Source organism: Streptomyces sp. NPDC026377 (assembly GCF_055567715.1).
In genome coordinates this window covers 50,163-71,149 of record NZ_JBVHPV010000011.1, presented here as the reverse complement: position 1 = coordinate 71,149, position 20,987 = coordinate 50,163, and the positions used below count along the sequence as shown (strand labels likewise).

General features: G+C 67.1%; 31 protein-coding genes. 1 reads left to right on the top strand and 30 read right to left on the bottom strand.

The window, feature by feature from the left end; translation table 11 throughout:
• Positions 1–94: 94 nt before the first annotated feature.
• The 28 genes from rpsK to rpsJ all read right to left on the bottom strand — a co-directional run bounded on the left by rpsK (position 95) and on the right by rpsJ (position 14,505).
• Complete coding sequence (gene rpsK / locus ACZ4MU_RS22775; protein WP_006376016.1) at positions 95–499, bottom strand: 30S ribosomal protein S11; 405 nt, start codon at positions 497–499, stop codon at positions 95–97.
• 66 nt (positions 500–565) lie between these two features.
• Entirely contained in the window at positions 566–946 is a 381-nt protein-coding gene (gene rpsM / locus ACZ4MU_RS22770; RefSeq protein WP_146481856.1) for a 30S ribosomal protein S13, read from the bottom strand.
• A gap of 202 nt (positions 947–1,148) precedes the next feature.
• Positions 1,149–1,262 (bottom strand): 50S ribosomal protein L36, encoded by a 114-nt coding sequence (rpmJ, locus tag ACZ4MU_RS22765; RefSeq protein WP_003956441.1) that lies wholly within the window; start codon positions 1,260–1,262, stop codon positions 1,149–1,151.
• A gap of 28 nt (positions 1,263–1,290) precedes the next feature.
• The gene (gene infA / locus ACZ4MU_RS22760; RefSeq protein WP_003956442.1) at positions 1,291–1,512 is read right to left on the bottom strand and encodes a translation initiation factor IF-1; all 222 of its coding nucleotides are present in this window, start codon (positions 1,510–1,512) and stop codon (positions 1,291–1,293) included.
• A gap of 164 nt (positions 1,513–1,676) precedes the next feature.
• On the bottom strand, positions 1,677–2,522 hold the full coding sequence (map, locus tag ACZ4MU_RS22755; RefSeq protein WP_406551846.1) for a type I methionyl aminopeptidase: 846 nt from the start codon (positions 2,520–2,522) through the stop codon (positions 1,677–1,679).
• 129 nt (positions 2,523–2,651) lie between these two features.
• Positions 2,652–3,311 carry an adenylate kinase gene (locus tag ACZ4MU_RS22750; RefSeq protein WP_467879457.1) on the bottom strand — a complete coding sequence of 220 codons (660 nt, stop codon included), beginning with the start codon at positions 3,309–3,311 and terminating at the stop codon, positions 2,652–2,654.
• The gene (gene secY / locus ACZ4MU_RS22745) at positions 3,311–4,624 is read right to left on the bottom strand and encodes a preprotein translocase subunit SecY (protein WP_101389608.1); all 1,314 of its coding nucleotides are present in this window, start codon (positions 4,622–4,624) and stop codon (positions 3,311–3,313) included. The genes ACZ4MU_RS22750 and secY overlap by 1 nt, the downstream gene beginning before the upstream one ends.
• A 216-nt stretch (positions 4,625–4,840) precedes the next feature.
• Positions 4,841–5,296 carry a 50S ribosomal protein L15 gene (gene rplO / locus ACZ4MU_RS22740; protein WP_358835985.1) on the bottom strand — a complete coding sequence of 152 codons (456 nt, stop codon included), beginning with the start codon at positions 5,294–5,296 and terminating at the stop codon, positions 4,841–4,843.
• 1 nt (position 5,297) lies between these two features.
• A complete protein-coding gene (rpmD, locus tag ACZ4MU_RS22735; protein ID WP_005313525.1) occupies positions 5,298–5,480 on the bottom strand; it encodes a 50S ribosomal protein L30 in 183 nt (60 codons plus the stop codon).
• The gene (gene rpsE, locus ACZ4MU_RS22730; RefSeq protein ID WP_017239585.1) at positions 5,480–6,082 is read right to left on the bottom strand and encodes a 30S ribosomal protein S5; all 603 of its coding nucleotides are present in this window, start codon (positions 6,080–6,082) and stop codon (positions 5,480–5,482) included. The genes rpmD and rpsE overlap by 1 nt, the downstream gene beginning before the upstream one ends.
• 46 nt (positions 6,083–6,128) lie before the next feature.
• Complete coding sequence (rplR, locus tag ACZ4MU_RS22725; protein ID WP_467879453.1) at positions 6,129–6,512, bottom strand: 50S ribosomal protein L18; 384 nt, start codon at positions 6,510–6,512, stop codon at positions 6,129–6,131.
• A gap of 3 nt (positions 6,513–6,515) precedes the next feature.
• Positions 6,516–7,055, bottom strand: coding sequence for a 50S ribosomal protein L6 (gene rplF / locus ACZ4MU_RS22720; RefSeq protein WP_365105709.1), 540 nt, complete (start codon positions 7,053–7,055; stop codon positions 6,516–6,518).
• Positions 7,056–7,076: 21 nt separating this feature from the next.
• Positions 7,077–7,475, bottom strand: a complete 399-nt coding sequence (gene rpsH, locus ACZ4MU_RS22715; protein WP_067163170.1) for a 30S ribosomal protein S8 — start codon at positions 7,473–7,475, stop codon at positions 7,077–7,079.
• 212 nt (positions 7,476–7,687) lie between these two features.
• Complete coding sequence (locus ACZ4MU_RS22710) at positions 7,688–7,873, bottom strand: type Z 30S ribosomal protein S14 (protein WP_003948630.1); 186 nt, start codon at positions 7,871–7,873, stop codon at positions 7,688–7,690.
• 5 nt (positions 7,874–7,878) lie between these two features.
• A complete protein-coding gene (gene rplE, locus ACZ4MU_RS22705) occupies positions 7,879–8,436 on the bottom strand; it encodes a 50S ribosomal protein L5 (protein WP_358835982.1) in 558 nt (185 codons plus the stop codon).
• The gene (gene rplX, locus ACZ4MU_RS22700; protein ID WP_067163164.1) at positions 8,436–8,759 is read right to left on the bottom strand and encodes a 50S ribosomal protein L24; all 324 of its coding nucleotides are present in this window, start codon (positions 8,757–8,759) and stop codon (positions 8,436–8,438) included. The genes rplE and rplX overlap by 1 nt, the downstream gene beginning before the upstream one ends.
• Positions 8,760–8,761: 2 nt before the next feature.
• Positions 8,762–9,130 carry a 50S ribosomal protein L14 gene (gene rplN, locus ACZ4MU_RS22695; RefSeq protein WP_053727611.1) on the bottom strand — a complete coding sequence of 123 codons (369 nt, stop codon included), beginning with the start codon at positions 9,128–9,130 and terminating at the stop codon, positions 8,762–8,764.
• Positions 9,131–9,228: 98 nt separating this feature from the next.
• The gene (gene rpsQ, locus ACZ4MU_RS22690; RefSeq protein ID WP_283142059.1) at positions 9,229–9,513 is read right to left on the bottom strand and encodes a 30S ribosomal protein S17; all 285 of its coding nucleotides are present in this window, start codon (positions 9,511–9,513) and stop codon (positions 9,229–9,231) included.
• The gene (gene rpmC, locus ACZ4MU_RS22685; RefSeq protein ID WP_067163159.1) at positions 9,513–9,737 is read right to left on the bottom strand and encodes a 50S ribosomal protein L29; all 225 of its coding nucleotides are present in this window, start codon (positions 9,735–9,737) and stop codon (positions 9,513–9,515) included. Before rpmC ends, rpsQ begins: the two co-directional genes overlap by 1 nt.
• Positions 9,737–10,156 carry a 50S ribosomal protein L16 gene (gene rplP, locus ACZ4MU_RS22680; RefSeq protein WP_053727610.1) on the bottom strand — a complete coding sequence of 140 codons (420 nt, stop codon included), beginning with the start codon at positions 10,154–10,156 and terminating at the stop codon, positions 9,737–9,739. Before rplP ends, rpmC begins: the two co-directional genes overlap by 1 nt.
• Before the next feature lie 5 nt (positions 10,157–10,161).
• Positions 10,162–11,004, bottom strand: a complete 843-nt coding sequence (rpsC, locus tag ACZ4MU_RS22675) for a 30S ribosomal protein S3 (RefSeq protein WP_358835979.1) — start codon at positions 11,002–11,004, stop codon at positions 10,162–10,164.
• Positions 11,004–11,351, bottom strand: coding sequence for a 50S ribosomal protein L22 (rplV, locus tag ACZ4MU_RS22670; RefSeq protein ID WP_004571827.1), 348 nt, complete (start codon positions 11,349–11,351; stop codon positions 11,004–11,006). Before rplV ends, rpsC begins: the two co-directional genes overlap by 1 nt.
• A 41-nt stretch (positions 11,352–11,392) precedes the next feature.
• Positions 11,393–11,674 carry a 30S ribosomal protein S19 gene (gene rpsS / locus ACZ4MU_RS22665; protein ID WP_067163154.1) on the bottom strand — a complete coding sequence of 94 codons (282 nt, stop codon included), beginning with the start codon at positions 11,672–11,674 and terminating at the stop codon, positions 11,393–11,395.
• 12 nt (positions 11,675–11,686) lie between these two features.
• Entirely contained in the window at positions 11,687–12,523 is an 837-nt protein-coding gene (gene rplB, locus ACZ4MU_RS22660; RefSeq protein ID WP_344074965.1) for a 50S ribosomal protein L2, read from the bottom strand.
• Between the two features lie 39 nt (positions 12,524–12,562).
• The gene (rplW, locus tag ACZ4MU_RS22655; RefSeq protein ID WP_358835988.1) at positions 12,563–12,883 is read right to left on the bottom strand and encodes a 50S ribosomal protein L23; all 321 of its coding nucleotides are present in this window, start codon (positions 12,881–12,883) and stop codon (positions 12,563–12,565) included.
• Complete coding sequence (rplD, locus tag ACZ4MU_RS22650; RefSeq protein ID WP_067163149.1) at positions 12,880–13,530, bottom strand: 50S ribosomal protein L4; 651 nt, start codon at positions 13,528–13,530, stop codon at positions 12,880–12,882. Before rplD ends, rplW begins: the two co-directional genes overlap by 4 nt.
• A gap of 7 nt (positions 13,531–13,537) precedes the next feature.
• Entirely contained in the window at positions 13,538–14,182 is a 645-nt protein-coding gene (rplC, locus tag ACZ4MU_RS22645; protein ID WP_067163147.1) for a 50S ribosomal protein L3, read from the bottom strand.
• A 14-nt stretch (positions 14,183–14,196) separates the two neighbouring features.
• Positions 14,197–14,505: a 30S ribosomal protein S10 gene (gene rpsJ / locus ACZ4MU_RS22640; protein WP_003948644.1), complete on the bottom strand. Its 309-nt coding sequence runs from the start codon at positions 14,503–14,505 to the stop codon at positions 14,197–14,199.
• Positions 14,506–15,182: 677 nt separating this feature from the next.
• Here rpsJ and ACZ4MU_RS22635 point away from each other — a divergent pair.
• Positions 15,183–17,333, top strand: coding sequence for a PIG-L family deacetylase (locus tag ACZ4MU_RS22635; protein WP_467879442.1), 2,151 nt, complete (start codon positions 15,183–15,185; stop codon positions 17,331–17,333).
• A 163-nt stretch (positions 17,334–17,496) separates the two neighbouring features.
• Here the strand turns inward: ACZ4MU_RS22635 and tuf are convergent, their stop codons facing one another.
• Entirely contained in the window at positions 17,497–18,690 is a 1,194-nt protein-coding gene (gene tuf, locus ACZ4MU_RS22630; RefSeq protein WP_101389597.1) for an elongation factor Tu, read from the bottom strand.
• Between the two features lie 163 nt (positions 18,691–18,853).
• Complete coding sequence (gene fusA / locus ACZ4MU_RS22625) at positions 18,854–20,980, bottom strand: elongation factor G (RefSeq protein WP_361389247.1); 2,127 nt, start codon at positions 20,978–20,980, stop codon at positions 18,854–18,856.
• Between the last annotated feature and the right edge of the window lie 7 nt (positions 20,981–20,987).

Here is a 20,987-nt window from a genome sequence, read left to right as displayed (position 1 = left end):
GTACTGCGTACTGCAAGGGTACGGGCGGCAGTACCCCGGAGAGGGGTTCTGCCGCCCGAAACCTCAGACCTGCGAGCAGTCCGGCGACCGTGCGTCAGACGCGGCGGCGCTTGGGCGGACGGCAGCCGTTGTGCGGCGTGGGAGTGACGTCCTGGATCGAGCCGACCTCGAGGCCGGTGGCCTGGAGGGAGCGGATCGCGGTCTCACGGCCGGAGCCGGGACCCTTGACGAAGACGTCGACCTTGCGCATGCCGTGCTCCTGCGCGCGGCGGGCAGCCGACTCGGCGGCCATCTGCGCGGCGAACGGAGTCGACTTGCGGGAGCCCTTGAAGCCGACGTGGCCGGCGGACGCCCAGGAGATCACGTTGCCCGCGGGGTCCGTGATCGAGACGATCGTGTTGTTGAACGTGCTCTTGATGTGCGCGTGGCCATGAGCGACGTTCTTCTTTTCCTTGCGGCGCACCTTCTTGGCAGCGCCCTGACGACCCTTGGGGGGCATCTATATCTCCTACGGGAGGTGGTCGGTCCTACAGCGAAGACCGTGTGGTCAAGCGTCCGCTGAGGACTACTTCTTGCCCGGCTTCTTCTTGCCGGCGATCGCGCGACGCGGGCCCTTGCGGGTACGGGCGTTCGTGCTGGTGCGCTGGCCGTGGACCGGAAGGCCACGACGGTGACGCAGACCCTGGTAGCAGCCGATCTCGACCTTGCGGCGGATGTCGGCCTGGATCTCGCGGCGGAGGTCACCCTCGGTACGGAGGTTGGCGTCCACGTACTCGCGGATCTTGACCAGGTCCTCTTCGGCCAGGTCACGAACGCGGGTGTTCGGGTTCACGCCGGTGGAGGCGAGGATCTCCTTGGACCGGGTGCGCCCGATACCGAAGACGTAGGTGAGTGCGATCTCCACGCGCTTTTCGCGCGGGATGTCAACACCGGAAACGCGTGCCATTCAATGGCTCCTGTGTGTTCGGGGGTCTTCCGCAGAGCCACTCCCGACCGCCGACCTCTTCCGAAGAGAGAGATGGTACGGCCCGGGTCCCCGGCCCCCGCCGGAGGTGTCGCCGGCCCAGTGCGGGCTGGGCGGGCTCTGCGTATGTACGTTTTCGTGCGTCGCGCGAAGAACTGCGTAAGTGCAGGTCGGTCGGCGTGCGTCAGCCCTGGCGCTGCTTGTGGCGCAGGTTGTCGCAGATGACCATGACCCGGCCGTGGCGGCGGATCACCTTGCACTTGTCGCAGATCTTCTTGACGCTCGGCTTGACCTTCATGGGATTCAGGTTCTCCGGGTCGTGAGATCTACTTGTACCGGTAGACGATCCGGCCACGCGTCAGGTCGTACGGAGAGAGCTCCACCACGACCCTGTCATCGGGGAGGATGCGGATGTAGTGCATCCGCATCTTGCCGCTGATGTGCGCGAGGACTTTGTGACCGTTCTGGAGCTCCACCTTGAACATGGCGTTCGGGAGGGACTCGATCACGGTGCCCTCGATTTCGATGGCACCTTGCTTCTTGGCCACGCTTCGCCTTTCGAATCGGCTACCTTGATCGACTCCCGCGATCGTGTGCGGACACACTGATACACGAGAGCCGACGCATCAGTCTACGTCAGGGCACCCGAAAAGACGAATCAGGGAAGTGTGCCCTCACCAGTAGATCGTTAAGCGGCGTGCGCCCCCGGCGCTCAGCCCAGCGGGTCCGGGGCCGTCGTGACCCCGTACTCCGCCAGCTTCGCCCTGCCGCAGTCCGGGGACGTCAGGACGATCGGACCGGCCTCGGTCAGCGCCACCGAGTGCTCCCAGTGCGAGGACCAGGTGCCGTCCGTGGTGATGACCGTCCAGTCGTCCTCCAGGACCTCCGTGCGCGGGGTGCCGAGCGACACCATCGGCTCGATGGCCAGGCAGAAGCCGGGGACGAGCTTCGGGTTGTGGCGGCCGAGGAGACGGCGCTTGTCCACGTAGTTCAGCAGGTGGGGGTCCATGTGCATCTCGGAGCCGATGCCGTGGCCGCCGTACTCCTCGATGATCCCGTACTTGCCCTTCGGCGGGCGCGGCTGGCGGCGGATGTAGCTCTCGATCGCCCGGGAGACGTCCACCAGGCGGTTGCCCTTCTTCACCGCCGCGATCCCGGCCCACATCGACTCCTCGGTGACCCGGGAGAGCTCGATCAGCTCCGGAGCGTGGCCGGAGCCCACGAAGGCGGTGAAGGCCGCGTCTCCGTGCCAGCCGTCGACGATCGCGCCCGCGTCGATGGAGATGACGTCGCCGTCCTTCAGGACGGTCTTCTCGTCCGGGATGCCGTGCACGACGACCTCGTTGACCGAGGTGCAGATGGTGGCGGGGAAGCCGCCGTACCCCAGGAAGTTCGACTTGGCGCCGTGCTCGGCGATCACCTTGCGGGCGACCTCGTCCAGGTCCCTCGTCGTGGCGCCGGGCACCGCGGCCTCACGGGTCGCCGCGTGGATGGCGGCGACGACCAGCCCCGCCTCGCGCATCTTCGCGATCTGCTCGGGGGTCTTGATCTCCACCATGGCGGCTGACGCCTTTCTGAGTACGGATACGGGGGTACGTCAACGATACGGCCCGCCGGGCCCGGACACGGCAGCGGCCGCGGCGCCCCTCCAGGGGCACCGCGGCCGCGAACCGCGTACGAAAAGGTGTCAGGCCGTCTTCTCGGCCTTCAGAGCGTGCATCGCGCGCTCCGTGACCTCGTCGACCTTGCCGAGCGCCGAGATCGTCACGACCAGGCCCTGCGCCCGGTAGTAGTCGATGATCGGCTCGGTCTCGGTGTGGTAGACCTCGAGGCGCTTGCGGACCGTGGCCTCGGTGTCGTCACCGCGCTGGTACAGCTCGCCGCCGCAGATGTCGCAGACACCCTCGGTCTTCGGCGCGTTGTAGGCGACGTGGAAGACGTGCGCGGAGTCGGTGCGGCAGATCCGCCGCCCGGCGATCCGCTTCACGACCTCGTCCTCGGGCACTTCGAGGTCCAGGACGGCGTCGAGCCGCACGCCGTCCGTCTTCAGCGCCTCGTCGAGGGCCTCGGCCTGGACCACGTTGCGCGGGAAGCCGTCGAGCAGGAAACCGCTCTGCGCGTCCGGCTGGGCCATGCGGTCCTTGGCCATCCCGATGGTGACCTCGTCGGGCACCAGGTTGCCCGCGTCCATGTACGCCTTGGCCTGCTTGCCCAGGTCCGTGCCCTGGCTGATGTTGGCACGGAAGAGGTCGCCCGTGGAGATGTGCGGGATCCCGAGGTTCTTGGCGAGGAACGCGGCCTGCGTTCCCTTGCCGGCACCGGGCGGCCCGACGAGGACGATTCGCATCAGCGGAGGAACCCTTCGTAATTGCGCTGCTGGAGCTGGCTCTCGATCTGCTTCACGGTCTCCAGACCCACACCCACGATGATGAGGATGCTTGTCCCGCCCAGCGGGAAGCTCTGGTTGGCCCCGAAGATCACCAACGCCATCGTCGGTACGAGCGCGATCAGTCCCAGATACAGCGACCCCGGCCAGGTGATCCGGTTGAGCACGTAGCTCAGGTACTCAGCAGTAGGTCGACCAGCCCGGATGCCCGGGATGAAGCCACCATACTTCTTCATGTTGTCGGCGACTTCCTCGGGGTTGAACGAGATCGCCACATAGAAGAAGGCGAAGAACACGATCAACAGGAAGTAGCTGATGATGTAGTACGGGTGGTCGCCCTTGACGAAGTTGTCCTTGATCCAGGTGGCCCAGCCCGAGGTCGAGTTCGAGAACTGTACGACCAATGCGGGGATGTAGAGCAGCGAGGACGCGAAGATGACGGGAATCACACCCGCCTGGTTGACCTTCAGTGGGATGTAGGTCGAGGTGCCGCCGTAGGAACGGCGGCCGATCATGCGCTTCGCGTACTGCACCGGAATACGGCGCTGGGCCTGCTCGACGAAGACCACCAGGGCGACCATGACCAGGCCGACCAGGATGACGGTGCCGAACTCGATCCAGCCCTGGGCCAGGTGCCCCTGCTTCTTGATGGCCCACAGCGAGGTGGGGAAGCTGGAGGCGATCGAGATGAACATCAGGATCGACATGCCGTTGCCGATGCCGCGGTCGGTGATCAGCTCACCGAGCCACATGACGGCGGCGGTGCCCGCGGTCATGGTGATGACCATCGTGATGGTGGTGAAGATCGACCGGTTGGGCACGATCTCGCTGGCGACCTGGCAGCCGCTGAACAGCGCACCCGAGCGGGCGGTGGCCACCAGGCCGGTGCCCTGGAGGATCGCCAGGGCGACCGTCAGGTAACGCGTGTACTGCGTGATCTTGGCCGTGCCGGCCTGGCCCTCCTTCTTGAGGGCCTCCAGACGCGGGATCACCACGGTCAGCAGCTGCAGGATGATGCTCGCCGTGATGTACGGCATGATGCCCAGCGCGAAGATCGTGATCTGCAGCAGCGCGCCGCCGCTGAACATGTTCACCAGGCCGAAGAGGCTGTTGCCCTGCTGGGCCTGGTCGACACAGATCTGAACGTTCTTGTAGCTCACCCCCGGGATCGGGACGTGCGTCCCCATCCGGTAGAGCACGATGATGCCGAGCGTGAAGAGCAGCTTCTTGCGCAGGTCAGGCGTCTTGAACGCCTGGGCGAACGCGGTGAGCACGGTGCCTCCTGCGACCCCCGCGCCAGGTGCGCAAGAGGTGACGGTCTTGAGGATCGACGAATACGAATGAGTCAGAGGAACCGAACGGCATACCGCACGGAAACTTAGACAGTGCACGCCACCTTACCGGCGACCCTGCCCCCCTAGGAACGACCAACCGGGGATGCCCCATATGAGAGGGCATCCCCGGTCGGATGTTCAGGCCAACGAGCTGTCTCAGACGAGCTCGGTGACGGTGCCGCCGGCGGCGGCAATCTTCTCCTTGGCGGAGCCGGAGACGGCGTCGACCGTCACCTGCAGCGCCACGGAGATCTCGCCCTGGCCCAGGACCTTGACGAGGCTGTTCTTGCGCACGGCACCCTTGGCGACCAGGTCGGCAACGGTGACTTCGCCACCCTCGGGGTAGAGGGCGCCGAGCTTGTCCAGGTTCACGACCTGGTACTCGGTGCGGAACGGGTTCTTGAAGCCCTTCAGCTTCGGAAGACGCATGTGGAGGGGCATCTGGCCACCCTCGAAGCGCTCCGGAACCTGGTAACGGGCCTTCGTACCCTTGGTACCACGGCCGGCCGTCTTACCCTTCGACGCCTCACCACGACCCACACGGGTCTTGGCGGTCTTGGCGCCCGGGGCGGGACGGAGGTCGTGGGCCTTGAGCGGCTTGTTCTCCGCCATGTCAGTCGACCTCCTCAACCGTCACGAGGTGGCGGACGGTGTGCACCATGCCGCGGAACTCGGGACGGTCCTCCTTGACAACCACGTCGTTCAGGCGCTTGAGCCCGAGCGAACGCAAGGTGTCGCGGTGGTTCTGCTTGCTGCCGATGTACGACTTCGTCTGCGTGATCTTGAGGCGAGCCATTACGCACCCGCCCCGGCACGCGCACGAAGCAGAGCCGCGGGGGCGACGTCCTCGAGGGGCAGACCGCGGCGGGCCGCGATCTCCTCGGGACGCTGCAGGCCCTTGAGGGCCGCCACGGTCGCGTGCACGATGTTGATCGCGTTGTCGGAGCCGAGCGACTTCGACAGGATGTCGTGAACGCCGGCGCACTCCAGGACGGCGCGCACCGGGCCACCGGCGATAACACCGGTACCGGGGGAAGCAGGCTTCAGCAGGACGACGCCCGCGGCCTTCTCACCCTGGATGGGGTGCGGGATGGTGCCCTGGATGCGGGGAACCTTGAAGAAGTTCTTCTTGGCTTCCTCGACACCCTTGGCGATGGCCGCGGGAACTTCCTTGGCCTTGCCGTAACCGACACCTACGGTGCCGTCACCGTCGCCCACCACGACCAGCGCGGTGAAGCTGAAGCGGCGACCACCCTTGACAACCTTGGCAACGCGGTTGATCGCGACAACGCGCTCAACGTAGGCGGTCTTCTCGGCGGCAGCGCCACCGTCGCGACCCTTCCGGTCCCGCCGCTCGCCGCCACCGGCACCGCTTCCGCGGCGCTGGGGTCCAGCCATTGGATTTACCTCTCTCTGTTACGTCCGTTAGTCCCGGAACCGGGGCTTAGAACTTCAGCCCGGCTTCGCGGGCGGCGTCAGCCAGAGCGGCAATGCGCCCGGCGTACCTGTTGCCACCACGGTCGAACACGACGGCCTCGACACCGGCGGCCTTGGCGCGCTCGGCGACCAGGGCGCCGACCGACTTGGCCTGCGCGGACTTGTCGCCCTCGTTACCGCGGATCGACGCGTCCAGGTTCGACGCCGACGCCAGGGTGTGACCCTTGATGTCGTCGATGACCTGGGCGGTGATACCGCGGTTGGAACGCGTCACGACGAGGCGCGGACGCTCCGCCGTACCCGACACGTGCTTGCGGATGCGGACGTGGCGGCGCGCCTTGGCCGCACGCTTGTAAGCGTCGCCCTTGGCGATCTTCACACCGTATGCCATGGCTTACTTACCAGCCTTTCCGACCTTGCGGCGGATGACCTCGCCGGCGTACTTGACGCCCTTGGCCTTGTACGGGTCGGGCTTCCGCAGCTTGCGGATGTTCGCCGCGACCTCGCCGACCTTCTGCTTGTCGATGCCCTCGACCGAGAACTTCGTGGGCGTCTCGACCTTGAAGGTGATGCCTTCGGGGGCCTCGATGGTGATCGGGTGGCTGTATCCGAGCGCGAACTCCAGGTTGGAGCCCTTCGCCTGGACGCGGTAACCGACACCGCTGATCTCGAGCGCCTTGGTGTATCCCTGGGTCACGCCGGTGATCATGTTCGCCACCAGCGTGCGGGACAGGCCGTGCAGGGCCTTGTTCTGACGCTCGTCGTTGGGACGGGTGACGTTGAGAACGCCGTCCTCGCCCTTAACAATCTCGATCGGCGCGGCAACGGTGTGCGTGAGGGTGCCCTTGGGGCCCTTCACGTTGACCGTACGGCCGTCGATGGTGACGTCCACACCAGCGGGAACCTGGATGGGGAGCTTGCCGATTCGCGACATTAGCTTTTCCTCCGTTCCCGACTACCAGACGTAGGCGAGGACTTCCCCACCCACGCCCTTCTTGCCTGCCTGCTGACCGGTCAGGAGACCGTGGGACGTGGAGATGATCGCCACGCCCAGGCCGCCGAGGACCTTCGGCAGGTTGGTGGACTTCGCGTACACACGCAGACCCGGCTTCGAGATCCGCTTGATGCCGGCGATCGAGCGCTCGCGGTTCGGGCCGAACTTCAGCTCGAGGACGAGGTTCTTGCCGACCTCGGCGTCCTCGACCTTCCAGCCGGTGATGAAGCCCTCCTGCTGGAGGATCTCCGCGATGTGCGACTTGATCTTGCTGTGCGGCATCACGACGGTGTCGTGGTACGCCGAGTTAGCGTTACGCAGACGAGTGAGCATGTCTGCGATGGGGTCAGTCATGGTCATGAATTGGCCTTCGGCCTCTCTCGCCGGGGTTTCCTGTATGCGCCATCCCTCTCCCCACTCATGGGCGGGACGGGTGCGGTGCGGGGACCTACGGCGTAGTAAGTCGTCTGGGCGGCGGACGCCCAACCCTCCTAGCCTAAGCCATGGAGGGAGGGGCCTCCGCCCACCCTTTACTTACCGAGAGACTCCGGAAAAACCCGAAATTGCGGGGTTTACCAGGAGCTCTTGGTCACGCCCGGCAGCTCGCCACGGTGAGCCATCTCACGAAGGCAGACGCGGCACAGGCCGAACTTGCGGTACACGGAGTGAGGGCGACCGCAGCGCTGGCAGCGGGTGTACCCACGCACACCGAACTTGGGCTTGCGGGCAGCCTTCGCGATGAGAGCCTTCTTCGCCATCTCGCTTACGCCTCCTTGAAGGGGAAGCCGAGGTGACGAAGGAGGGCACGGCCCTCGTCGTCGTTGGTCGCCGTGGTGACCACGGTGATGTCCATACCCCGGGTACGGTCGATCTTGTCCTGGTCGATCTCGTGGAACATGACCTGCTCCGTGAGACCGAAGGTGTAGTTGCCACGGCCGTCGAACTGCTTCGGCGACAGACCGCGGAAGTCACGGATACGCGGCAGCGCGAGCGACAGCGTACGGTCCAGGAACTCCCACATGCGGTCACCACGAAGGGTGACGTGGCAGCCGATCGGCTGACCCTCACGCAGCTTGAACTGCGCGATGGACTTCCGGGCCTTCGTCACGGCCGGCTTCTGGCCGGTGATCGTGGTCAGGTCGCGGATGGCGCCGTCGATCAGCTTGGAGTCGCGGGCGGCGTCGCCCACACCCATGTTGACGACGACCTTGACGAGGCCGGGGATCTGCATGACGTTCTCGTACGAGAACTCCTCACGCAGCTTGCCCGCGATCTCCTCGCGGTACTTCGTCTTGAGACGCGGAGTGGTGGTGGTAGCCATCAGATGTCCTCACCCGTCCGCTTGGCAACGCGAACCTTGTTGCCCTCGTCGTCGAAGCGGTAACCGACACGCGTGACGACCTTGTTGCCGTCCTTCTCCACGACGAGCTGAACGTTGCTCACGTGGATCGGGGCCTCGGTGGTCACGATGCCGCCGGTCTGCGAACCGCGAGCGGTCTGGCCGGCCTTCGTGTGCTTCTTGACCCGGTTGACACCCTCGACCAGGACGCGGTCCTCGCGGGGGAAGGCCGCGATGACCTTGCCCTGCTTGCCCTTGTCCTTACCGGTGATGACCTGAACCAGGTCGCCCTTCTTGATCTTCATGCTTACAGCACCTCCGGCGCGAGCGAGATGATCTTCATGAACTTCTTCTCGCGCAGCTCCCGGCCCACCGGGCCGAAGATGCGGGTGCCGCGGGGGTCGCCATCGTTCTTGAGGATGACGGCCGCGTTCTCGTCGAAGCGGATGTACGAGCCGTCCTGACGACGACGCTCCTTGACGGTGCGCACGACGACAGCCTTGACGACGTCGCCCTTCTTCACGTTGCCACCGGGGATCGCGTCCTTGACGGTGGCGACAATGACGTCACCGATGCCCGCGTAGCGGCGACCGGAGCCACCGAGAACACGGATGCAAAGGATCTCCTTGGCACCAGTGTTGTCGGCGACACGCAGTCGCGACTCCTGCTGGATCACGTCTATCTCCTGATCGTCTGCCGGTTCCCGGCCGGGGCCTGATCTCTCAAGCCCCGGCCGAGCCTGGCGGAACTGTTCCTGAGCGAGAGCTCAGGAAATTACTTGGCCTTCTCGAGGATCTCGACGATGCGCCAGCGCTTGGTCGCCGACAGCGGACGCGTCTCCATGATGAGGACGCGGTCGCCGACGCCGGCAGCGTTCTGCTCGTCGTGCGCCTTGAGCTTGTTCGTACGGCGGATGACCTTGCCGTACAGCGCGTGCTTCACGCGGTCCTCGACAGCGACGACGACGGTCTTGTCCATCTTGTCGCTGACGACCAGACCCTCACGGGTCTTGCGGAAACCGCGCTGCTCAGTCGTCTCAGTCACATTCTTCTCGCTCATCAGGCGCTCTCCACCGTCTCGATGCCCAGCTCGCGCTCGCGCATCAGGGTGTAGATCCGGGCGATGTCCTTACGGACGGACTTGAGCCGACCGTGGTTCTCGAGCTGGCCGGTCGCCGCCTGGAAGCGGAGGTTGAACAGCTCTTCCTTGGCCTCGCTGAGCTTGGCAACAAGCTCCTCGTTGCCCAGCTCGCGCAGCTCGGACGCCTTGGTTCCGGCCGACATCACGCCTCACCTGCCTCGCGCCGAACGATGCGGCACTTCATCGGAAGCTTGTGAGCAGCGCGGGTGAGCGCCTCACGAGCAATCTTCTCGTTCGGGTAGGACAGCTCGAACATCACCCGGCCCGGGTGAACGTTCGCGACCCACCACTCGGGGGAACCCTTACCGGAACCCATGCGGGTCTCGGCGGGCTTCTTCGTGAGCGGGCGGTCCGGGTAGATGTTGATCCAGACCTTGCCGCCACGCTTGATGTGGCGGGTCATCGCGATACGAGCCGCCTCGATCTGGCGGTTGGTCACGTACGCCGGCGTGAGGGCCTGAATGCCGTACTCGCCGAACGCAACCGTCGTACCACCCTTGGCCATACCGCGGCGCTTGGGGTGGTGCTGCTTGCGGTGCTTGACCCTACGGGGGATCAGCATGTCGGTCAGGCCTCCGTTCCGGTGCTCTCAGCCGGAGCGGCGGCGGCGGGAGCCTCGGCCTTGGGGGCCTCGGCAGCCGGCGCAGCCTGCTGCGGCTTGCGGCCGCGACCGCCACGCTCGCCGCCACGACCACCGCGGCCACCGGCCGGACGGTCGTTGGCGCCACCACGGGCCGGGCGGTTACCCGCACGGGCCGCTGCGTTCTCGGCGCGGACCTCGGCGATGTTCTTGACATCGCCCTTGTAGATCCAGACCTTCACGCCGATGCGGCCGAAGGTCGTCTTGGCCTCGAAGAAGCCGTAGTCCACGTTCGCGCGGAGCGTGTGCAGGGGCACACGGCCCTCGCGGTAGAACTCCGAGCGGGACATCTCGGCGCCGCCGAGACGGCCGCCACACTGGATCTTGATGCCCTTGGCGCCGGCCTTCATCGTGCCCTGCATGCTCTTGCGCATGGCACGACGGAAGGAGACGCGGGAGGAGAGCTGCTCGGCGACGGCCTGCGCGACCAGCTGAGCGTCCATCTCGGGGTTCTTGACCTCAAGGATGTTCAGCTGGACCTGCTTGCCCGTGAGCTTCTCGAGGTCGCCGCGGATGCGGTCGGCCTCGGCGCCACGGCGGCCGATGACGATGCCGGGACGAGCGGTGTGGATGTCCACACGCACGCGGTCACGGGTGCGCTCGATCTCCACCTTCGAGATGCCGGCGCGCTCCATGCCGGACGTCATCATCCGACGGATGGCGACGTCTTCCTTGACGTAGTCCTTGTACAGCTTGTCGGCGTACCACCGGGACTTGAAGTCCGTGGTAATGCCGAGCCGGAACCCGTGCGGGTTTACCTTCTGGCCCATTACCGGGTTCCTTCCTTGCTGCTGACGACCACGGTGATGTGGCTGGTCCGCTTACGGATCCGGTAGGCACGGCCCTGAGCACGCGGACGGAACCGCTTCAGGGTCGGGCCCTCGTCCACGTACGCCTCGCTGATGACCAGCGAAGAGGCGTCGGTGTGGTCGTAGTTGTGTGCAGCGTTGGCAATGGCGCTGTCCAGCACCTTGCCAACCGGCACGCTCGCGGCCTGCGGGGCGAAACGCAGGACCGCCTGAGCCTCCGTGGCATCCATGCCACGGATGAGGTCCACCACGCGGCGGGCCTTCATGGGCGTGACGCGGATGTACCGCGCCTGGGCCCTGGCTTCCATGGTTGTCCCTTCGGTGTAAGTCATAGTCGTTCCACCCCGCGTTAGCGGCGCTTCGACTTCCGGTCGTCCTTGACGTGGCCGCGGAAGGTGCGAGTCGGCGAGAACTCACCGAGCTTGTGGCCGACCATCGACTCGGTGACGAACACCGGGACGTGGGTCTTGCCGTTGTGCACCGCGATCGTGTGGCCCAGCATGCTGGGAATGATCATCGAGCGACGGGACCAGGTCTTGATGACGTTCTTGGTGCCTGCCTCGTTCTGTACGTCCACCTTCTTGATGAGGTGTCCGTCGACGAAGGGCCCCTTCTTGAGACTGCGCGGCATCTAAACCCGCTCCTAGCGCTTCTTGTTCGTCTTGCGGCGGCGGACGATGTACTTGCTCGATGCCTTCTTCGGCGAGCGAGTACGACCCTCCTTCTGACCCCACGGCGAGACCGGGTGGCGACCACCGGAGGTCTTGCCCTCACCACCACCGTGCGGGTGGTCAACCGGGTTCATCGCGACACCGCGGACGGTCGGGCGAACGCCCTTCCAGCGCATACGGCCGGCCTTGCCCCAGTTGATGTTCGACTGCTCGGCGTTGCCGACCTCGCCGATCGTGGCGCGGCAGCGGACGTCGACCAGACGGATCTCGCCGGACGGCATACGAAGGTGGGCCATCGTGCCCTCCTTCGCCAGCAGCTGCACGGAGGCACCCGCGGAACGGGCGAACTTCGCGCCGCCGCCGGGCCGCAGCTCGATGGCGTGGATGGTCGTACCGACCGGGATGTTGCGCAGCGCCAGGTTGTTACCGGGCTTGATGTCGGCGGCCGGGCCGTTCTCGACACGGTCGCCCTGGCTCAGGCCACGCGGGGCGATGATGTAGCGCTTCTCGCCGTCCGCGTAGTGCAGGAGCGCGATGCGCGCGGTGCGGTTGGGGTCGTACTCGATGTGAGCGACCTTCGCCGGCACGCCGTCCTTGTCGTGACGACGGAAGTCGATCACTCGGTAGGCGCGCTTGTGGCCACCGCCCTGGTGGCGGACGGTCACACGACCGGTGTTGTTACGGCCGCCCTTGCTGTGCAGGGGGCGGACCAGCGACTTCTCCGGCGTGGACCGCGTGATCTCGACAAAGTCGGCGACGCTGGAGCCACGACGGCCCGGAGTCGTCGGCTTGTACTTGCGGATACCCATTTCTCAGTCCTCGTCCGATATTCGGACCAGGGCGCTCCGTTAGGAGGCCTGGCCGAAGATGTCGATACGGTCGCCCTCAGCGAGGGTCACGATGGCGCGCTTCGTGTCGGCGCGCTTGCCGAAACCGGTCTTGGTGCGCTTGCGCTTACCCTGACGGTTGATCGTGTTGACCCCGGTGACCTTGACCGAGAAGACCGCCTCGACGGCCTGCTTGATCTGGGTCTTGTTGGCGCCGGGCGCGACGATGAACGTGTACTTGTTCTCGTCCAGCAGCGCGTAGCTCTTCTCGGAGACGACCGGCTTGATCAGCAGGTCGCGCGGGTCCGTGAAGGTCTTGCTGGTAACGGTCGCCGACATCAGGCGTCGCTCCCTTCGGTCTCAGCGGTCTGGGGGCCAGACACGAAGGACTCGAAGGCGGCCTGGGTGAAGACCACGTCGTCGGAGACGATCACGTCGTACGTGTTCAGCTGGCCCGGCTCCAGGATGTGCACCTGGGGCAGGTTGCGGGCGGACAGCCACGCGGCCTCGTCGGCGCGGTCGACGACCAGGAGCAGGTTCTTGCGCTCCGAGATCTTGCCGAACAGCGTCTTGGCGGCCTTGGTGGAAACCGCACCGTCGACCACGCCGGTGACGACGTGGATACGGCTGTGGCGCGCCCGGTCCGAGAGGGCACCGCGCAGGGCGGCGGCCTTCATCTTCTTCGGGGTGCGCTGCGAGTAGTCACGCGGCTGCGGGCCGTGGACGACGCCACCGCCGGCGAACTGCGGCGCGCGGGTCGAACCCTGACGGGCGCGGCCGGTGCCCTTCTGGCGGTAAGGCTTCTTGCCACCACCACGGACTTCACCGCGGGTCTTGGTCTTGTGCGTGCCCTGGCGGGCAGCCGCGAGCTGAGCGACGACGACCTGGTGGATCAGCGGAACGCTGGTCTTGGCGTCGAAGATCTCCGCGGGGAGCTCGACGGTCCCGGCCTTGTCGCCCGCCGGCGAAAGGATGTCAATGGTGCTCATCGGTTCCTCAAACCCCCTTGGCCGCGGTGCGGACCAGGACGAGGCCACCGTTGGGGCCGGGGACGGCGCCCTTGATGAGCAGCAGACCCTTCTCGGCGTCAACGGCGTGGACGGTCAGGTTCTGGGTGGTCACACGCTCGTTGCCCATGCGACCCGCCATGCGGAGGCCCTTGAACACACGGCCAGGGGTGGCGCAGCCACCGATGGAACCGGGCGAGCGGTGCTTGCGCTGGGTACCGTGACCGGCGCCCAGGCCCTTGAAGTTGTGACGCTTCATGACACCGGCGAAGCCCTTGCCCTTGCTCTTGCCCGTGACGTCGACCTTGACGCCGGACTCGAACACCTCGGCAGTGATCTCCTGGCCCAGCGTGTACTCGCTGGCGTCAGGGGTGCGGAGCTCCACCAGGTGGCGGCGCGGGGTCACGTCGGCCTTGGCGAAGTGGCCCTTGAGGGGCTTGTTCACCTTGCGCGGGTCGATCTCGCCGAAGGCGATCTGGACCGACTCGTAGCCGTCGACGTCGTTGGTGCGAACCTGCGTCACGACGCACGGCCCGGCCTTGACGACGGTGACCGGAACAACGCGGTTGTTCTCGTCCCACACCTGCGTCATACCGAGCTTCTCGCCCAGGACGCCCTTGATGTTCTTGCTCATCTCGGCCCGTCCCTTCAGAGCTTGATCTCGATGTCGACACCGGCCGGGAGGTCGAGGCGCATCAGCGAGTCAACCGTCTTCGGCGTGGGGTCGAGGATGTCGATGAGGCGCTTGTGCGTGCGCATCTCGAAGTGCTCGCGAGAGTCCTTGTACTTGTGCGGCGACTTGATGACGCAGTACACGTTCTTCTCAGTGGGCAGCGGCACCGGGCCCGCGACCGACGCACCAGTGCGCGTCACCGTCTCGACGATCTTCTTCGCCGAGGAGTCGATGACCTCGTGGTCGTAGGCCTTGAGCCGGATGCGGATCTTCTGTCCCGCCATGGCTACCTAGTAGTCCTTTGTCTCGTAACGCTCTGGAACCCGGGGGTTCTGCTGTCCTCCGCCTCCGACCCACGCGGTCGGGCGTGTCGCACTCCCTCTACGCAGAAATCCCATACAGGATTTCCCAACCAAGGGGATGCGGGCCGTGGACCTCGCGAACGGGGGCAGAACACCCACCGGGCGCCTGGCTGGAGCCCCGCTGACACTTCCCGGAAGATTCCCGTACGTCCGCCCCAGCGCTGTCGCGAGCGACAGATAAGGCGACGAGTACTGTGGGACTCGCTTCCGGTCCTCCCGGCGGGAGGCGCGCAGCATCGGCACTCAACCGAGCAACCCCGACAGTCTGCCACACCGGGCAGGGCCCTGGCGAATCGAGCCGAGGATCGTACCGCACGTCACAGTGGGGGTGCGGGGGCGGCGTCATGCCGGAGGCACTGGCGGCGCACACGGGCGCTCCCGCCCGGCTCCGCTCCTTTCGGGAGGAGGCCGCGCGGCCCCGCCCCCGCTTCCGCGCCCTCCGGCAAAGGCGGGGTGACGACAGCGGAAACTCCGGTCAAAGGCCGATGGGCCACCCCGCGAATCCCCCGGCAGGGGAATTCCGGCGGGCAACCGGCACCCGATCGGCCCCGTCTACTCCGGCGACCGGGAAAGCGGACGGACGGGAACGGGGAACGTACGTGTTCGGAGCACTGTTCGGAGCACATGACGGGCGCCGGGTCGGCAGGCGGGTCGTGCTCGGGGCCGCTGCCGCCGTCGGCGTCGCCGGCGTGGCCGGGGCGTGTTCCGTGCCCGACAGCCCCCGCCACCGCCGCAACACCCCCGCCCCCGCCCCCGGCCGGCCCGTCTCCGCCGGGCGGCGGGCCGTGGTCGTGCAGATCGTGGCGCACCCCGACGACGACCTGTACTTCATGAACCCAGACACCCAGCACGCGCTCGACGGCGGGGCGCGGATCGTCAGCGTGTATCTCACCGGGGGCGAGGCCAACGGGGACAACCGGGTCGTCAGCGATCCCTCCGAGCGGGTGTACGACAAGGCCGCCTACTCCTCCGCCCGCCACCAGGGCCTCCGCCAGGCCTACGCCTCGCTGCTCGGGCTGCCGCTCTTCACGCCGTGGGAGCGGTCCGTACGGGAGCTGCGCGGCGGACATCGCGCCGAGGTCGACACCCTCCGCCACCACGGGCGCCACGTCGAGCTCGTGTTCGTGAACACCGCCATGCACACCCCGCGCGGCGGCCGCATGGGGCTGCCCAGCCTCTGGCAGGACCGGGCGCTCTCCCTGCCCGTCGTCATCGCCGAGGGCTCCCCGGTGACCGCCGCCGACCCGTACACCTACGACGGGATGGTGGAGGTCCTCGCCGGGCTGCTGGACACCTATGCCCCCACCCTCGTCCAGACCCTCGACCCCGACCCGGACATCCAGCACAGCACCGAGAAGGCCCGCCGGCACGACAGCGAGCAGCCGGGGTACGCCGACCACGCCGACCACACCGCCGCCGCCTCCTTCGCCTGGGCGGGGATGGTGCGGTACGTCGCCCAGGCCACCCGCGCGGGCAAGGGCGTGCCCGGATTCGCCGTCACCTCCTACCGCGCGTACTACAACCGGCACTGGCCCAAGAACCTGCCGCCCGCCGTCCTCGCCGAGAAGGCCGCGCACCTGCGGCCCTACGGCGGCGCCCCCGGCTGGCACTGCGGCAACCCCGGCGGCTGCGGGGACTACAACGTCGGCGGGAACCGGCCGCTGACCAACTGGAAGGGGTGGGTGCGCGCCACCCACTACCGCTTCCCCGGGCCCCGGCCGGTCGTCGGCGACGAGCCCGACGGGCGGCTCGCCGCCTACGGGGTGCTGGGGCTGCGCGCCGTACGGTGGCGGGAGACCGCGCCCGGCAGCGGTCGGTTCGGCGCGGCCGAGGACCTCGGCGGCGGGCCGCTCGCGCCCGTGCTCGGCGGGACCGCACTGACGGACGGACGGCAGCTGCTCCTCGGGCTGCGGTTCGCCGCGACAGCCGGGCAGGCCGGCGCCAACACCCGCGAGATCGTGCTCCTGGAGCAGGCCGCGCCCGGCGGCCCCTTCCGCGCCTGGCAGGGCCTCGGCAACCCCGAGGCCGGCGCCGACCGGGGGCGCCGCATCGGCTCCCCCGTCGCCGTCACCACCCCCGACGGCCGCGTCCACCTCTTCGTACGCAACGCCGACAAGGGCATCAGTACGCGCGTACGGGAGCCGGACGGGACGTGGGGGCCCTGGCGCGCCCTCGGCGGGGAGTCCGTCCAGGACGGGCTCGGCGCGACCGTGGACGCCCGGGGGCGCGTGCACGTGTTCGCGCCCGGGTACGACTTCCTCCACCACTGGACGCAGACCGCGCCCGGCGAGCCCCTCGCCCCCGTGAAAGGCCCACGGCTGCCCCTGGCGGTCGACGCGGCCACCCCCGTGGCTCTGCCCGACGGCGGCGTACAGCTGCTCTACCGCACCCTCACCGACCCCCGGAAGACCAAGGGCAAGGGGCTCGCCCCGGCCGACCCCCGGCTCTCCTCCGTCCACGCGGACGGGAGCGCCGCCACCGTCCCGGGAAGGCTCGACGGGTACGGGCCCGTCGGCGCCCTCCTGTCGCCCAAGGACGGGCTCGTGGTGCTCGGCAAGGACGTCAGGGGGCGGGTCCAGGCGCTGGTCGGCGGCGAGCACCGCACCCGTACGCAGGGCGTGGTCCCCGTCGACTCCCCCACCCTGCACCTCGCGGCCCGGGGCCCGGTCGCCGTGGGCCTGGGCGTGGACGGGACGCCATGGGTATGGGCACTGAAGGCCATGCCGCCGCCGATCCGCGCGGCGGGCTGAAGCCGTACCCCTACCGGGCGCGGGGCTGTGCCATGTGCGGCTCCGCCGCGTGGGCGCGAGCGACCCACCACCGGCCCCCCAAAAGCAGGAAAAGGGCCCCGCACCTCTCGGTGCGGGGCCCTTTCATGGTGCTCAGTCGCGAGCTACCAGGTCAGAAAACGAATTACTTCGTGATCTTGACGACCTGGCCGGCGCCCACGGTCCGGCCACCCTCACGGATGGCGAACTTGAGGCCCTCCTCCATGGCGACCGGCTGGATCAGCGCGACCGTCATGGCGGTGTTGTCGCCCGGCATGACCATCTCGGTGCCCTCGGGGAGGGTCACGACGCCGGTCACGTCCGTGGTACGGAAGTAGAACTGCGGGCGGTAGTTGTTGAAGAACGGGGTGTGACGGCCACCCTCGTCCTTCGACAGGATGTACGCCTGCGCCTCGAACTCCGTGTGCGGGGTGACCGAGCCCGGCTTGATGATGACCTGGCCGCGCTCGACGTCCTCGCGCTTGATGCCACGAAGCAGCAGACCGACGTTCTCACCGGCCTGGCCCTCGTCGAGCAGCTTGCGGAACATCTCGATGCCGGTGACCGTGGTGGTGGTCTTCTCGGTCTTGATGCCGATGATGTCAACGGTCTCGTTGACCTTCAGGACACCACGCTCGATACGACCGGTGACGACGGTGCCACGACCGGTGATCGTGAAGACGTCCTCGATCGGCATCAGGAACGGCTTGTCGACGTCACGCTCGGGCTGCGGGATGGACTCGTCGACGGCCTTCATCAGGTCGAGGACGGTCTGGCCCCACTCGGCGTCGCCCTCAAGGGCCTTGAGCGCCGAGACCTTGACGACCGGAAGGTCGTCGCCCGGGAACTCGTACTCGGAGAGGAGCTCACGGACCTCGAGCTCGACGAGCTCCAGGATCTCCTCGTCGTCCACCATGTCGGCCTTGTTCAGGGCGACGACGATGTACGGAACGCCGACCTGGCGGGCCAGGAGCACGTGCTCCTTGGTCTGCGGCATCGGGCCGTCGGTGGCGGCGACCACGAGGATGGCGCCGTCCATCTGCGCCGCACCCGTGATCATGTTCTTGATGTAGTCGGCGTGACCCGGGCAGTCGACGTGCGCGTAGTGACGCGACTCCGTCTGGTACTCGACGTGCGCGATCGAGATGGTGATACCGCGCTGGCGCTCCTCGGGAGCCTTGTCGATCTGGTCGAAGGCCGAGGCCTCGTTCAGGTCCGGGTACGCGTCATGCAGCACCTTGGTAATGGCGGCCGTGAGGGTCGTCTTACCGTGGTCGATGTGACCGATGGTGCCGATGTTGACGTGCGGCTTAGTCCGCTCGAACTTCGCCTTCGCCACTGGGTCCTCCTGTGGAGTGGTTCTGTACGCCTTGCTTCATCGGCGCCAGGTGATCTTTGCTGGAATGCCGGGTCCGGGGGCATTCGCCGCAATACTCTCGCACTGCGGCGAATGCCCCGCCGGACTACCGGTGACAAGCCTAAAGCGGGGGGGCTCCGAAGAGTTACTCGCCCTTGGCCTTCGCGATGATCTCCTCGGCGACGTTCCGCGGAACCTCGGCGTAGGAGTCGAACTGCATCGAGTAGCTTGCGCGACCCGAGGTCTTGCTGCGGAGGTCTCCGACGTAGCCGAACATCTCCGAGAGGGGCACGAGGCCCTTCACGACGCGAGCGCCGCTGCGCTCCTCCATGGCCTGGATCTGGCCACGGCGGGAGTTGATGTCGCCGATGACTTCACCCATGTAGTCCTCGGGCGTGGTGACCTCGACGGACATCATGGGCTCGAGGAGCACCGGGGACGCCTTGCGCGCGGCCTCCTTGAAGGCCTGCGAGCCGGCGATCTTGAACGCGAGCTCGGAGGAGTCGACCTCGTGGTAGCCACCGTCGAGAAGGATGACGCGAACGCCAGTCATCTCGTAGCCGGCCAGGATGCCGAACTGCATGGCCTCCTGCGCACCCGCGTCCACCGACGGGATGTACTCCCGGGGGATGCGGCCACCGGTGACCTTGTTCACGAACTCGTACGACGCCTCGCCGCCCTCGATGGGCTCGATCGCGATCTGCACCTTGGCGAACTGACCGGTACCACCGGTCTGCTTCTTGTGGGTGTAGTCGTGACGCTCGACGGTCTTGCGGATCGTCTCGCGGTACGCGACCTGCGGCTTGCCGACGTTCGCCTCGACCTTGAACTCGCGACGCATACGGTCGACGAGGACGTCGAGGTGGAGCTCGCCCATACCACCGATGATGGTCTGGCCGGTCTCCTCGTCCGAGTGCACCTGGAAGGAGGGGTCCTCCTCCGCGAGACGCTGGATGGCGACACCCAGCTTCTCCTGGTCACCCTTGGACTTGGGCTCGATCGCGACCTGAATGACCGGCGCCGGGAAGTCCATGGACTCCAGGATCACCGGGTTCTTCTCGTCGCACAGCGTCTCACCGGTGGTGGTCTGCTTCAGGCCCATGACGGCGACGATGTCGCCGGCGCCCACCGCGTCGATCTCCTCACGCTTGTTCGCGTGCATACGGTAGATCTTGCCGATGCGCTCCTTCTTGCCCTTGACGGAGTTCAGCACCGAGGTGCCGGCCTCCAGGCGACCGGAGTAGATCCGGATGAAGGTGAGCTTGCCGAGGTGCGGGTCGCTCGCGATCTTGAACGCGAGCGCGGCGAGCGGCTCGTCGTCCGAGGGCTTGCGCTTCACGACGACCTCGGCGTCCTTGACGTCGTGGCCCTCGATGGCCTCGACGTCCAGGGGCGAGGGAAGGTAGCGCACGACCGCGTCGAGCAGGGGCTGGACGCCCTTGTTCTTGAACGCGGTGCCGCAGAAGACGGGGGTGACCGTGGTCTCCCCGCCCTTGCCGGACGCGATGGTGATACGACGGACCGCGGCGTACAGCTGCTCCTCGGTGGGCTCGACACCCTCGAGGAAGAGCTCCATGATCTCTTCGTCGTTCTCCGCGACGGTCTCGACCAGCTTGCCGCGCCACTCCTCAGCGGCCTCGGTGTGCGTGGCCGGGATGTCGACGACGTCGTACATCTCGCCCTTGGTCGCTTCCGCGGACCAGACCAGGGCCTTCATGCGGACCAGGTCCACAACGCCCTTGAAGTCGGCCTCGGCGCCGATGGGGAGCTGCATGACGATCGGGGTCGCGCCGAGGCGGTCCACGATCATGTCGACACAGCGGTGGAACTCGGCGCCGGTGCGGTCGAGCTTGTTGACGAAGCAGATGCGCGGCACGCCGTAACGGTCGGCCTGGCGCCACACCGTCTCGGACTGCGGCTCCACACCGGCGACACCGTCGAACACGGTGACGGCACCGTCGAGGACGCGGAGCGAACGCTCCACCTCGACCGTGAAGTCCACGTGACCCGGGGTGTCGATGATGTTGATGGTGTGGTCGACGTCCTCGAGCGGCCAGTGGCAGGTCGTCGCGGCGGACGTGATGGTGATGCCGCGCTCCTGCTCCTGCTCCATCCAGTCCATCGTGGCAGCGCCGTCGTGGACCTCACCGATCTTGTACGACACGCCGGTGTAGAACAGGATCCGCTCAGTGGTGGTCGTCTTGCCCGCGTCGATGTGGGCCATGATCCCAATGTTGCGGACCTTGGCCAGGTCAAGCGAAGTGGTGGCCATAAGGCTC